The sequence below is a fragment of the Flavobacterium sp. W22_SRS_FP1 genome, assembly GCF_052113685.1.
Classification (GTDB): Bacteria; Bacteroidota; Bacteroidia; order Flavobacteriales; family Flavobacteriaceae; genus Flavobacterium.
On sequence record NZ_JBGQOE010000025.1, the window covers coordinates 36280 to 50527 of the forward strand.

Sequence of the window (14248 nt, forward strand, 5' to 3'; positions counted from 1 at the left end):
ATAATGTTATAAAGCTGTCAAAAAGTAATTTCTGGCAGCTTTTTTTTGGGGCTGCCTCAGCATCAACTGGCGTTGCTGCTGAGTCGGGCTATCCGCTACAAGTCCGCGTCGCTTTCGCTGTCGCTTCAGCGACTGTGGGCTTTCCGCTACTATCCCTCATCCAAAGCTTTGCTAATAACCCACTTATTGTTTAATTTACAACATTTTGTTACAAATTGTTAGAATTAAAAAATTCCTTGCCGATTCCATAAAAGAGTAATAAATTCGCTAAAAACTAACAGCAATGCAACCTAAAGACTTACTTCAGTTAACAGAACAATTTGGCAGTCCAATATATGTTTATGATGGCGAAAAAATAAAATCCCAATACAATAGATTGACGAAAGCTTTTTCTAAGGTTGACAATTTACGTATCAATTACGCAATGAAAGCATTGTCAAATGTAGCTATACTACAATTACTAAGAGAAATGGGATCCGGTTTAGATACGGTTTCAATTCAAGAAGTACTCTTAGGACTTCATGCAGGATACGCACCAGAAAAAATATTCTACACCCCAAACGGAGTATCTCTAGAAGAAATTGAAGAGGTCAACGCAATGGGAGTTCAGATAAACATCGATAACCTATCCATTTTAGAGCAATTTGGCGCAAAACATCCAGATGTTCCTGTATGCATACGTATCAACCCACACGTAATGGCAGGTGGAAACACTAATATTTCTGTGGGACATATCGATAGTAAATTTGGTATATCAATTCATCAATTACCGCATTTAGTGCGTATTGTTGAAAATACTAAAATGAACATTGTAGGTATTCATATGCACACAGGTTCTGACATACTTGATATCGAAGTGTTTTTATATGCTGCCGAAATATTATTTGATGCTGCCAAAAACTTTAAAGATCTTGAATTCTTAGATTTTGGAAGTGGATTTAAAGTCCCTTACAAAAAAGACGATATTGAAACTGATATTGAAGAATTAGGTAAAAAACTATCTAAACGATTCAACGCGTTCTGTAAAGAATACGGAAAAGAGTTGACGCTAATATTTGAACCAGGAAAATTTCTTGTAAGTGAAGCAGGATCCTTTTTAGTAAAAGTAAATGTAATAAAACAAACAACATCAACTGTATTCGCCGGTGTAGACAGTGGTTTTAATCACCTGATTCGCCCGATGCTATACGGCTCACAACACCAAATAGACAACATATCAAATCCAAAAGGAAAAGAGCGATTCTATTCAGTAGTCGGATATATTTGCGAAACAGACACTTTTGCCAATAATAGAAGAATCCCTGAAATCAAAGAAGGAGACATCTTAAGTTTTAGAAATGCAGGTGCTTATTGCTATTCAATGGCTTCTAACTATAACTCGAGATACAGACCAGCTGAAGTTTTGTGGCTGAATGGACAAGGCCATTTAATCAGAGCTCATGAAACTTTTGAAGATTTATTAAGAAACCAAATTCCGTTGCCAATAGAAGCTACTGTATAGAAAAATAAATGACCAAAAAAAGCTGTGTTTTCAAAAAAAACACAGCTTTTTTTTTACGACCATAAACTAAATTATTCTCTTAAAACTTCCTCCAGAACATTAGCCTCTGTTCCGTTAGGAAATGAAATTTTTATCTTCTGAGCAATTGTTGGTGCTAGTTGAGTAATCACTTTTTTATTAAATGATTCCCCTTTTTTAATATGCCATCCGTAAAAAATAGCAGGAACGTGGGTGTCGTAGGAATAAATCGTTCCATGAGAAGTACCCGTACCCTGATATTCAATGTAACCAGGTTTATCTAAGATTACTAAATCTCCATTTTGAGTTACATCATAGCCATTAGCGATAAAATCTAAAAAATAATCGCTACCCGTAGAGTTCAAAATTTCTTCTTCAGTATATACTCTTTTTACGTAATCCTGCGTCATTAAATACCCTTTAAAGGCCTCTTTTACCACATTCAAATCAAGATTGTTTGCTTTAATCACATCCTTATTAAAATACAAATTAAAACTAGAGTAGTTTAATACTAAGTCCGATCCAAAAGTTTTTACGGAGAATTCCTTCAAATTATTTCTTATCGCTGTAGGACTTATACTTTTTACATTATACTTATGATCCTTTAAATAATTTACATTTTCTGCACCTGCATGATCTGCAGTCAAAAACAATAAGTAATTATCTTTTCCAACAGTTTTATCTAAATAATTCAAAAACTCAGCAATTGTTTGATCTAATCTCAAGTAGGTATCTTGCAGCTCCATTGATCTTGGCCCTAGAATATGACCTACATAATCAGTAGAAGAAAAACTAACCGTAAGGAAATCTGTTATATCATCTTTACCTAATTCTTCTTTTTCGATAGCTTTCATAGCAAACTCTGCTAGTAAATTGTTTCCAAACGGAGTGGCGCGCAATACACCCGCATCATTCTTTGCATACATATCCTTTAAATCATAAGGAAAAACGGGCGCAGTACTATTGTATAACTTCCCTTCATACGGATTGTTATCTTCTAGGCTTTCATTATAAGTACTTTCAGGTTTGAATAAATCCCATCCTTTATTGATATACGGCATATAATGCTTTTCGTCATTAAATTTCTGAACCCAGTCTGGCAATTTCTCGCCATAAAAAGTACTGGAAATAAAAGAACCCGTCTTACTGTACCAAAAGGCCCAATTGGCAAAATGACCTGCAGGCAAAATGGCACCGCGATCTTTAAGACTTAAACCAATAACTTTCCCTTTAAAATTCGTACCCATTCTCAACTCATCCGTAATCGTAGTGGTTAATAGATTTCTCGGAGACATTTTACCTTCCTCCTCAGTTCCATCTCCTACAGTGCTTACACTAGCATCATCAGTACAATACATCTCAGCACCTAACTTTCTGCTAAACCACTCATTGCTCACAATTCCATGATTAGCGGGAGTCGTTCCTGTATAAATAGAAGCATGACCTGGAGCCGTATACGTAGGCATATAATTAAAATGCATATTCTGAAAAGTGTAGCCATTACCCATTAATCTTTTGAAACCATTAGCCGAAAAATCATCCGAAAAACGATATAGGTACTCCATTTTCATTTGATCCACCACAATACCAACGACCAATTTAGGTCGTTCTTGTGCTTGTAAGTTTGATAAAATGATAAGCGACAAAAACAAAAATATTTTTTTCATAATAAAAATTTTATTGCAACAAAAATACATCTTTGAATTCGAAAAAACTGTCCTATCGATAGGCTTTGAATAAAATTAACTTTAAGCTAACACTGCTTCCCTTTAGCAAAACGAGAATAAGCCTTTAATAAATAGCAACTAATGAAAAATTTGTTACTTTTAAAACGAATTTCTAGTTTAAATAAACGGTATAAATAGTATAGCAATGGGAATGTACAACAACGAAGCTATTTTTGAAAGATCTTGGGATAAAAATTATTTGTCCGAAGAATTAATTCAAGCACAATGGGCCGAATTTGTCGAGCTTAAAAAGTGTATTGCAGACTTGTATCAAAAAAACAAAGCCCCTTTAAAGATCCTAGATATCGGTATTGGAAATGCGAGAATAGCTAAACATCTTAGTGGCATCAACGAAATCTGGGATATGGTTGGTTCTTATGATGGCACTGATAATGCCGAAGCTTGTGTAGAACTGTCAAGGCAAACAGCACAAGAATTAGAAATTGATGATAAAGTAAAGGTATATTTAGTAGACGCCATCCATTTAGATACATGGAAGCAAAAATATGATTTAATACTCATTACCTGGTTTACGGCAGGGAATTTTTATCCTATTAATTTCTCTTTTGACAGCTATCATTCATCCGGAAATCGCCTTGATTTATACAGAAATGAACAGTTTGAAACTATATTTTCAAATCTATATGCCCTATTAAATCCAGGAGGAGAAATCGTAATTGGAGCCTGTTATCTTGACAATGATGCAACAAGGTTAAAACAAGAACATTCCTATAAAAAAATGGGTATGACCGTCATAACTACTAATGAAGATAGCTTTACGGCTACAAAAGAAGGTTTCTGGTCGCAGCGATTTAACAAAGAAAAAATACAAGCTTATTTACATTTTGTAACACCCGAAAAAATAAGCTTTACAGCACTTGATACTTATAATTATGCGATGCAAGTTAGAATCCAGAAATAGGATGTACGTATTACCGCCTCTGGTTATAAGCACTCCGATGCTCGATTGCATCAAGTACCCACTTCAATTAAAAGACATAGTGTATCGTTTGCTGAGCAGAATGTTACAGGTGGTGCGAGCAGCAATAAGTTCAAAGGCTAGAGGGCTTACTAGCGGGGGCATACAAAAAGGAATGTCCCGAATAGGAAGATTTTTAAGCATAAGAAATTAGCTTAATGTAAGCCAATTGCATTTATGAAAAGACCTGTTTATAAGATTATTGGTGACTTCCCTATATCGTCGGTGTTTGTACTCTTTCGATTGTCTTCATAAGACTTACCGCCTGATGTGGTTTTTGTATTCAAGCACTATCGCAGTAGTATTGTAAATTAACAAGCTACCTTTATTTTTTCCTCTGCACCAAATTCCAATCTGCCCAACTGTCCATTTGTTGAACTGAATTGGGACGAAAAAGTATTTCTCTTTTGTCGTTTAGTAGATACATGGTTGGGGTGCCGAACACATAATAATCTTTTACGATAGGACTTTCCCATTTCTGATAATCACAAATAGAGATAAAAGGAAGTATGGATGCAAAACTCTCAAACAAATCTTTGTTTTCATCGAGCGATACAAATACTACTTCAACGCCTTGTGCTTTCCATTTTGAATAGTATTTGATAATTTTGGTTAGCTCTTCGGTACATTTCGGGCACCAGCTCGCACCAAATACCAGCAGGCTGTATTTACTCTTCAGCTCCGAAAGCTTTTTGGGAAGATCGCCCCCCGCATACCCCAGAGCCAGCATCTCCTTATCGAACAAAGTGTCAGGGGCAATATTCCCTTTCTTCATCACTCGGTAACTTTCCCGTTACCAAGTGGTTCGAGACAATTGGAGACAGCACAATCGCAGATGCCATTCTTGACAGACTGGTCCATACCGCACACAGAATAGAGTTGAAAGGTGAAACAATGAGAAAAAAACAATAACTTTTAACGCCACTAAAACGGTAACTGAAACCCCTTATTGGAAGGGTGGTCAGGATGACCGGATTGGTGGTCAAGATCATCGGATTCTACAAATAAAAATTCATTTTCTATTTTTTGTAACTCTGTAAGCCACGTTTAAAACGCTTTACTCCGTTTATAAAAGTAAGTAGGTACTCGTTGCAGACGAGCCAGAGTGGACTGACTTGAGTTCAGTCAAGCATACTTCCCCTTCACAACAGCTTAAGGCAGTTTTCCCGATGGTATCAACGCTAATTAGCGCATTGGCAACAGGGCGAGCATTCTCAGAATGGATAATGCATAGGTTCAAATTTGTCGTTCCTTGATTTTCTTGCACATCCAAAGAATGATAATTCTCAATAATGGTATCTGAATTTACTAACTGCTCTTCTAAAATAATCATATTATAATTCTTGATGGAATTGATACAAATCTAAAAACGTATTGCGAGTAAAAACGCAAACAAGACTACAAACATGTACCACAATAATATAGTGGTACATATTAAATTGAAATTTTCAACTCAAATTACTCTAAAGAATAAGCCAAGAGCATTTTACTGTTTTTCTTATCTCTCTCTAGAAAGCAATACTACTTTCAGCATATTTTAGTACGATTTAATTTGCACTATTTAATCACTTTTGTTTACTATTATTCCCTTACAATCCTTACCCCCAAACCATGTTTTTTATCATAATTATTACCAATGCTTAAACTTTGCCCCTGACTAGAATTATAATTTGTTTTGACATAGTATAGGGTTGAACCTGTCAACGTACTTGTCCACCAAAATGCTTGGCTACCTAGATAAGTAGCATCAACTCTTATCCCGCTTGTATTTAAAGCAGAAAAATTATAATCATCTGTACTCTCGTTTTCGTACCAATTATTTCCTATAATCTTCAATTTATTAGCATAGGTTGAAGTAGAAGTATTAGTCAAACTTCCTCCGTTTAACTCCCTTATTAATGTTTCAAAATCTCCTTTTGTTGCTATGCGCCAGCCCTCAGGTGCAAGGCCACCGTGAGATGTATTTGAAACGGCATAAAAATCATAGAATTTGCCAAGACCAGCATCGTCAGTTTGTGTAAAGCCACTATAAGCCCAAGCGCCATAATTAGAGTTGCGTGAAGCCCAATCCGAACTATTTGTTATTTGAGTAATAAGAGTCCCATCTTTATATGTACTTACATCCAAATTTTTAGATTCCCAAACAGCGGTTAAACCAGAAGTAATTTGTTTGGGCACATAAACTGGACCCCTAACTACGGTAGGGGCAGGATTCATCATCCCAAAAGGCATTACCTGAGCATTTGCATAACCCGTAAAAAACAGAAGTAGCAGTAGTAACTTTTTCATATTAAAAATTTTGAGATATGGCCGCATAAAAAGTACGACCATCATAAATTAGGGTAACAATGTCTGTTTTACGAGCTGTTGCAGTTACTGTAGGTACGGTACCTCCAGACCATTTCCAAGCTGTTGGAAAAGAGACAGTATAATTGCCTGAACTACTTTGAACAAATTTGATCAGGTAGGTACCAACTACCGCATTAATTATATTCAGGATCTCTATGTTATTTTCAAGAGCCACTGCTAACAGATTGCCAGAACTTAAATCTAGGGTTGTATTAGAAACAGCAAAATGGGAATCAGGTTCAGGAAGTTCAAAGCGGGTTGCTTTTACAGTACCAGTAAAGGTTGGTGATGATGCCAAAGCTGCTTTCCCATCTAAAGCTGTTTGTAGTCCACTAGTTTTGGAAATAGTCAATCCGCCATCGTTAATTGTATTTTGTTTTGCATTTAAGGAAGTTGTTAATCCAGCAATTTTAGATTGATCAATGGCAGCGCCATCTGCAATATCTTCATCTATAATGGTGCCATTAAGAATATGTATGGAAGAAATTTCACTAGTTCCAATATCTTCATCTGTTATGGTACCATCCAGAATAAGAGTAGAAGTAATGTCACCAGCAGCGATACTTGAAGAAGGGGCAGCCCAACTTGCCACACCAGCGGCATTAGTAGTTAATACTTCTCCTGCAATTGAATTATGTATGTTAGGATAAGTTACTGTTCCTGCAGTTAGCGTACCGCTGGTTTTTACATTCGCAATAGCCGTTCCAGTCGTACCATCGGAGCCTAATTGAATGGTATGACTAGCAGAAACTTTAGCGTTTGCTCCTATTGCTGTGGCATTCTCTAAACCATCTGTAGAGATATCTGCATTGTAACCAATCACAGTATTATAAGAACCAGTTGTGTTTATCTGAAATGCACTTTCCCCAATCGCAGTATTTTTAGAACCACTCGTGTTCAATCCACCTACGTTACCCCCAATCGCGATATTACCATCACCAGCACCGTTAGATATAAGTGCAAACGAACCAATGGCAGTATTAGATCCGCCAGTGGTGTTATTTGCAAGTGCCCATGCACCAATGGCAATATTATCAGAATTAGTATTGCTTTTTAGGGCTTGGGCTCCAATCGCTAAATTATAAGAACCCGAAACATTAGCAAGAAGTGTATTAGCCCCAATCGCTACATTGGAAGAACCCCCAACATTAGTAGAAAGTGCAAGATATCCAATCGCGTCATTATCGCTCCCAGTCTTGTTTAGCCTTAGTGCTCTATATCCAATAGCATCATTATTTTTACCCGTAGTGTTACTTACTAGAGCATTATTCCCCAATACTGTATTATTAAGTAAATTACCATTCCCCCTTCCTATTTTTAATCCATTGACCGCTAAATCTGAACTAAAAGTTTTAGCTCCAGCAAAGGTTTGATTCCCTGTAGTTACAACACCACCATTGGTAGCATCAGCTGGGGTTAAATTTAATACTCCCGAAGTATCAATTGTTGCTCCATTGGCATTAGAACTTCCCCCGATTGAACCAACCGTTATTGTACTGCCCGCCGATGCTTGGGATACCCAATCAGTGCCATCTGATGTCAATACATTTCCGGCAGTTCCTGGAATGATATAAGCTGCTTTCCCATCTAAAGCTGTTTGTAAACCAGTGGTCTTTGCAATAGTCAATCCGCCATCGGTAATTGTATTTTGTTTTCCATCTAAAGCTGCTTGAAGCCCACTGGTTTTTGCAATAGTCAATCCGCCATCGGTAATTGTATTTTGCTTTCCTGCTAATGAAGATGCTAACCCACTGATCTTGGACTGTGCAATGGCAGCTGAAGGTGAAATATCTGCATCAACAAGTGTTGCATCGGCGATGTGTGCTGATGTTATAGATCCGTCTGTAATAGTAGACGAAGCGGTTACACCTGTTAACCCTGATCCATCACCCACGAATTTAGTAGCCGTTAAAGTGCCTTTTAAAGTTGCATTGCCATTTTTAAGTATTTGAAAAGCATTGCTAGTTAATGATGAAGTACCATTACCGATGGTAAATAGAGGATCAGTACTATCCCAACTTCCTCTTCTTGAAGCTGGTGCATTGTAACGCCCTAAAACTACTTCGCCAAAAGTATTTGCCGTAATATAGCTTCCAATAGCAACACTCTCCCCTTGTTCAGCTCGCGCATATGAACCTCCTGCTACAGAATTAGCACCAAGAGCTGCAGTCTCTAAGCCAAAGGCAAAAGAAGAGCTCGCATTAGCAAGTGTATTCACGCCCAATGCTACAGATCCCATTGCTGAAGCGGTGGTTGCAATTCCCATAGCCACACTGCCCCTACCTTTGGAATTAGGTCCAGTAGTGGCTCCAACTTCATCTTCTTCAGCACCCATCGCCACAGCACCTATACCACTTGCAATCGCGTAAGCACCCATCGCCACAGCACCTTTACCAGTTGGTTCCGAATTGTAACCCATTCCTACGGAGTAGTCACCTACATTCTCAGAATTCCATTCTGAAGAACTAACAGCACCAGCTCTAAATGCACCTTTTGATTTATCAAAGAAAAAACGAGAATTATCTGCTGTTACACCACTGATGTCATCCAATTTTGTACTGCCAAAAACAAAGTCATCGCTTGCAATAATCCCACTTCCATTACTTGTTACACCGGCATTAGTAGTAAAACTCAAACCCGTTAACCCAGCCGCATCACCTATAAACGAATCAGCAGTTACAGCACCTAGAAATGTTGGGTTATTTTTTGGTGCTTTAGCATTTAAACTATCTTGAAGCCCAGTGGTATTTGCCATGCTTAAATTTTCTAACATAGATCCATCACCAAAATATGAACCAGTCCTTAAGTCTAAATGTCCTTCTTTTACTGTTATTCCTCCTCTTTGTACCCAAATTCGTCCATCTACATAAACACCTGTTTGTGACAAATCTTCCGATTCAAAAGATACATAGTCAGCTCTAATGGCTAATTCATTGTCGATGACTTCACTAATTGCCACCCCAAAATTGCCTGGACTATAATCTCCAAATACAATTTTCCCGCCTGAGTAGTAGTCAGCACTATTATTGCCAAATATTTGTAAAGCTATATTATTGGAAGGTTCTGCTTGAACAAGTAGGGTTGCACCAGTAACATTGGATGGATCATCCGCTAAAATTGAATTTAAGGTTGCAGCGGCTCCATTTAAATCCATACTCCCGCTAGCGGTTATATTACCAGAGAAATCCACCACAAAAGCATCGCTTTTTGCACTTGAACCTGCACCATTACCAATAACAAGGGCAGGGGCGGTAGCAGAAAAAGTAGTGGCACTTGTTGCAACACTTCCTTTATTATTATACTGACCTAAAACTACAGAACCATAATCGCTAGCGATTGTAGAATAACCCATCGCTACAGAAACAGGTGCTGATGCAGTTGTACTTTCTCCCATTGCAATGGAATTTTCTCCAGTAGCTCCCATAGTGGTACTGGCGGAAGGACTATTACTCAAATCCACGGCACTCAACCCAATATTTCCATAATTATCGGCAATGGCATCGGCTCTTCTGTAGCCCGTATTAGCACCTTCGGTAACGCTTACTAGTCCTCCTGCTGCGTTAACACCTGCAATTGCAGTAGTGACAAACTTGGTAGTGGCGATTTGCTCGGTGCTTATTCCTGCGGTAGCTGTAGGAGCTAGCGGGATTCCTGTAAATGATGGAGATTCTATTAATGCTTTTGATGCGAGATCTGTTGTTAAACCACTGATCTTGGACTGTGCTATGGCAGCTGAAGCCGAGATGTCGGCATTTAGAACAGTTCCATCTAAGATTTTTGATGAGGTAATGGCATCGTTAGTTATGACTACACCATTAGTACCGACTGTAGCATCTCCTTGCAGAAGTACCGCTTCAGTTCCTGTCCCATTCAAACTTCCTACAAAAATATGACCAGGCCGCAGACTTGATATTCCTGATGAAAGACCAGTAAAATTACCATCTATCTTTTGGATCGCTTCTAAGATATTATCTGTGGCTGTGATGGTTTCTAGTGAATGTCCTGCCCATGCAGTATACCCGGTAAGTACTTGGCCAATTACTGCTGCGTTGGATAATGTGGTTGCATTTCCTACTGAAGTAACGTCTCCTGTTAGGTTGGCATTGGTGGTGACGGTGGCTGCATTTCCAGTAACACTTGCTATGATTGGACTGGTTACAGTTAAGCTCCCTAAGGTACCCACACTGGTTAGGCTAGATCCAGTGACAGTACTGGCTAATGTGGTGCCTGTTAAGGCTGATGCATCTGCTGCTGAAGGAATGGTGATGTTGGCAGTCCCGTCAAATGCGATCCCGTTGATGTTTCTTGGAGTAGCCAATTTAGTGGCTGTTAAGGCATTTCCACCGATGTTGAGTGCAGTGGCTGTTCCTGTTAAACCAGACCCACTTCCTACGAAGATATCGGCGATAACAGGACCATTAACATTTAAATCCGCTGCTATCGTAGTATTTCCATTAAATAGAACTTTAAAAGCGTCAGATCGGCCAAAAGAATTTCCATTTCCAATTACAAAAGCTGTGTTATCGCGATCAAAGGCTGTGGCACTTCCGTTTGCAGATTCTGTATTTCCACCTTCATTATATGCTCCTATTACCAAAGAACCATAATCACTTGCGCTTGTAACCATCCCCATTGCTGTTGAAGCAGTTCCAGATGCTTTTGTGCCATATCCCATTGCTGTAGTATACTGCCCTGATGCTTCTGTAGAATTCCCCATTGCTACAGCGGTATTTCCGGTAGCTTTAGACCCACTGCCCATCGCTGTAGAATAGATATTACTTGCTAGTGTGCCATTCCCCATTGCAGTAGATCCAGGACCACTTGCAGTTGTACTTATTCCCATGGCTACGGCAGAAGAACCGGTTGCTCCCATTGTAGTACTTGTAGCTGATGAGCTACTTATATCTACCGCTTTACTGCCAATATCTCCATAATTAGCGGCATTGGCATCGGCTCTTCGGTAGCCCGTCTTTGAGTTTTCAGTTACGCTAACTAGGCCACCAGAGGCTGAAAGATCTGCCCAACTTGGAGCAGCAGTGGTTCCATTACTTTGAAGCACTTGTCCCACATTCCCATTGCTTAGTAAAGCAGTTGTTCCGGCAGCTGATTGATAGGGAATTTGACCTCCTAAACCACCAGCTAAATTCGTAGCAGAAGCTGCTGTACCTGTTGTGGTTAAGTATTCATTTATATCAACAGTTCCATCGGCTTTTAAAAATTGTGTACCAATGCCACCTGATTTTATAAAAGATGTTCCAGTGATAGCTCCAGAGGTATTTACATTGGTAACAGATGTATTCCCTAATTGAATGGTATTACTTGTTCCTACACTTGCTTGATAACCTATCGCGGTGCTGTTGGATAAATCTTGAGTTCCAAGAATTGCATTTACACCAATGATAGTATTATTATCTCCGTTAAAAGTTTCAGCGGCAAAAGAACCAATAACAACATTAGATCCGCCAGTAGTGATTCCCGAACCCGAACCTGTACCTATTATGGTATTACCACTTCCAGATGTAACATTTTTACCTGTCTGAAAACCTACTGCCACATTCCTAGATCCATCAATATTATTTAATAATGCATTATTACCTACCGCAGTGTTATTAAAACCAGCGTTATTATTTATCAATGCTGCGTCCCCAAATGCTGTATTTGTAGCAATACCATTGTTTCCTAAACCAATTGTAAGCCCTTGTACTCTTAAATCATGAGCGCCCAAATCTACAGAATATACTGCACCTCCATAAGGAATAAAATCATTCAGTCTATTAGAAATAGTTGTTAAAGAACTCCCAAATAAAGTATAGTCAGTACTCGATAAAAATCCCGAAGTTGTCGGAGAAGCAACTGGCGGTGCAGTCCATTCTACTGTTCCGTCAGCTACCATTAATACATCACCTATAGACTTACCCGAAGTATCAGGTAAGCCTGAGCCAGTTGCTGAAGGATCTGCCCATATTGGGATGGGGTTAGCATCAGTATTCATCGTTAGCACTTGACCAGTTGTTCCTGAAGCTGTCGGTTTTATAGCAGCTATTGCAGTTGCATTAGTAGCAATATTTACTGTATTTGCAGTAATGGCATTAGACTGCGTTGTTGTGATTCCAACTTTTGCCGTATTTAATGCTATGGCGGTGTTTTGCGTAGTTTGTTCCCCTTGCAATGTTGAAATAGCATCTTTGTTGGTTTCAATATTAGTTGCTTGTACTGTTGTGATTGCCCCGTTTAAAGCAATAGCAGAATTTTGCGTTATTTGCTCGCCTTGCAATGTTGAAATAGCGCTGTTATTGGTTGCAATTCCTGAAATATCCTGATCACCAGGGTATGATACTTTTGCCGTATTTAATGCTATGGCAGTATTTTGCGTAGTTTGTTCCCTTTGCAATGTTGAAATATCACCTACGTTGGTTGTAATAGCAGTTGCTTGCGCTGGCGTGATGCCAACTTTGGCTTTATTGGCTACAACATCTGAATTGGCAGATACCAAGGCATGCGTAAAACCGACCTTGGAAGTATTGACTGAAATCTCACTGGCCTGTTCAGCAGTGATTCCTGTTTTTGCTGTATTAGCAGTAATGGCATCAGACTGTGCTATTGTGATTCCTGTTTTTACTGTATTGGCAGTAATGTCTGAAGCTTGTTGAGATGTAATTCCCTTCTTAGCTGTATTTAAAGCAATAGCAGAATTTTGCGTGGTTTGTTCCCCTTGCAATGTTGAAATAGCGCTGTTATTGGTTGCAATACCTGATATATTCTGATCACCAGGGTATGATACTTTTGCCGTATTTAATGCGATGGCGGTATTTTGCGCGGTTTGTTCCCCTTCTAAAGTTGTAATAGCACCTGCGTTGGTTGCAATAGCAGTTGCTTGTGCTGGTGTGATTCCAACTTTGGCTTTATTGGCTACAACATCTGAATTCAAAGATACCAATGCATCCGTAAAACCGACCTTGGAAGTATTGGCTGTAATGGCATTAGACTGTGCTGTTGCGATACCAACTTTAGCTTTATTGGCTAAAACATCTGCATTCGCAGATACCGAGGCATCTGTAAAACCAATCTTAGCAGTATTGGCCGAAATCTCATTGACCTGTGCGGTTGTGATTCCTGTTTTTAATGTATTGGCTGTAATGGCATCAGACTGCGCTGTTGTGATGCCAACCTTGGCTTTATTGGCTAAAACATCTGCATTCGCAGATACCAAGGCATCCGTGAAACCGACCTTGGAAGTATTGACTGAAATCTCACTGGCCTGTTCAGCAGTGATTCCTGTTTTTGCTGTATTAGCAGTAATGGCATCAGACTGTGCTATTGTGATTCCAACCTTGGCATTGTTTGCGATAATGTCGCTTGCCTGTTGCGTAGTGATTCCAACTTTTGCATTATTTGTGTTAATGTCAGTTGCCTGTTGCGAAGTTATTCCTGGAGAACCAATTGGACCTTGTGCTCCAGTTGCTCCGGTTTCTCCTTTTAATCCCTGAACACCTTGTGGACCTGTTACACCAATTTCACCTTGTATGCCTTGAGGTCCAGCTACTGTTGAAGCAGCTCCAGGGAAACCTTGGATTCCTTGCTCTCCTTTATCACCTTGTGCTCCAGTGGCTCCTGCTAAACCTTGTATTCCTTGATCTCCTTTATCTCCTTGCGCTCCAGTTGCTCCGGTATCTC

6 protein-coding genes and 2 pseudogenes are annotated in these 14248 nt (G+C 39.1%); 3 read left to right on the forward strand and 5 right to left on the reverse strand.

The features are described 5' to 3' along the window. The first annotated feature begins 283 nt into the window (after nt 1-283). Nucleotides 284-1501 carry a diaminopimelate decarboxylase gene (gene lysA / locus ACEN2H_RS12725; RefSeq protein ID WP_441732940.1) on the forward strand — a complete coding sequence of 406 codons (1218 nt, stop codon included), beginning with the start codon at nt 284-286 and terminating at the stop codon, nt 1499-1501. A 71-nt stretch (nt 1502-1572) separates the two neighbouring features. Here lysA and pafA read toward each other — a convergent pair whose 3' ends face one another. Next, nucleotides 1573-3186: an alkaline phosphatase PafA gene (pafA, locus tag ACEN2H_RS12730; RefSeq protein WP_441732942.1), complete on the reverse strand. Its 1614-nt coding sequence runs from the start codon at nt 3184-3186 to the stop codon at nt 1573-1575. 205 nt (nt 3187-3391) lie between these two features. Between pafA and ACEN2H_RS12735 the strand changes: the two genes are divergently transcribed. Then, nucleotides 3392-4168, forward strand: a complete 777-nt coding sequence (locus ACEN2H_RS12735; RefSeq protein WP_441732944.1) for a methyltransferase domain-containing protein — start codon at nt 3392-3394, stop codon at nt 4166-4168. A gap of 382 nt (nt 4169-4550) precedes the next feature. On the opposite strand, the gene ACEN2H_RS12740 is transcribed toward ACEN2H_RS12735, so the two are convergent. Beyond that, entirely contained in the window at nt 4551-5000 is a 450-nt protein-coding gene (locus ACEN2H_RS12740) for a peroxiredoxin family protein (protein WP_441732945.1), read from the reverse strand. 14 nt (nt 5001-5014) lie between these two features. Here ACEN2H_RS12740 and ACEN2H_RS12745 point away from each other — a divergent pair. Next, nucleotides 5015-5137, forward strand: a pseudogene (locus ACEN2H_RS12745) (ATP-binding protein); the annotation flags it as partial. Nucleotides 5138-5291: 154 nt separating this feature from the next. Here ACEN2H_RS12745 and ACEN2H_RS12750 read toward each other — a convergent pair. The 3 genes and pseudogenes from ACEN2H_RS12750 to ACEN2H_RS12760 form a co-directional block, all read right to left on the reverse strand. Continuing rightward, a complete protein-coding gene (locus ACEN2H_RS12750) occupies nt 5292-5558 on the reverse strand; it encodes a hypothetical protein (RefSeq protein ID WP_441732947.1) in 267 nt (88 codons plus the stop codon). A gap of 248 nt (nt 5559-5806) precedes the next feature. Continuing rightward, a complete protein-coding gene (locus tag ACEN2H_RS12755) occupies nt 5807-6514 on the reverse strand; it encodes an FISUMP domain-containing protein (RefSeq protein WP_441732949.1) in 708 nt (235 codons plus the stop codon). Nucleotide 6515: 1 nt separating this feature from the next. Further along, nucleotides 6516-14248: pseudogene (locus tag ACEN2H_RS12760) on the reverse strand (hypothetical protein); the annotation flags it as partial.

What these genes read in the sequence shown, in the direction of transcription:
- pafA (WP_441732942.1), bottom strand. Translation starts at nt 3,186, where the DNA reads ATGAAAAAAATATTTTTGTTTTTGTCGCTTATCATTTTATCAAACTTA.
- ACEN2H_RS12750 (WP_441732947.1), bottom strand. Translation starts at nt 5,558, where the DNA reads ATGATTATTTTAGAAGAGCAGTTAGTAAATTCAGATACCATTATTGAG.
- ACEN2H_RS12740 (WP_441732945.1), bottom strand. Translation starts at nt 5,000, where the DNA reads ATGAAGAAAGGGAATATTGCCCCTGACACTTTGTTCGATAAGGAGATG.
- ACEN2H_RS12755 (WP_441732949.1), bottom strand. Translation starts at nt 6,514, where the DNA reads ATGAAAAAGTTACTACTGCTACTTCTGTTTTTTACGGGTTATGCAAAT.
- ACEN2H_RS12735 (WP_441732944.1), top strand. Translation starts at nt 3,392, where the DNA reads ATGGGAATGTACAACAACGAAGCTATTTTTGAAAGATCTTGGGATAAA.
- lysA (WP_441732940.1), top strand. Translation starts at nt 284, where the DNA reads ATGCAACCTAAAGACTTACTTCAGTTAACAGAACAATTTGGCAGTCCA.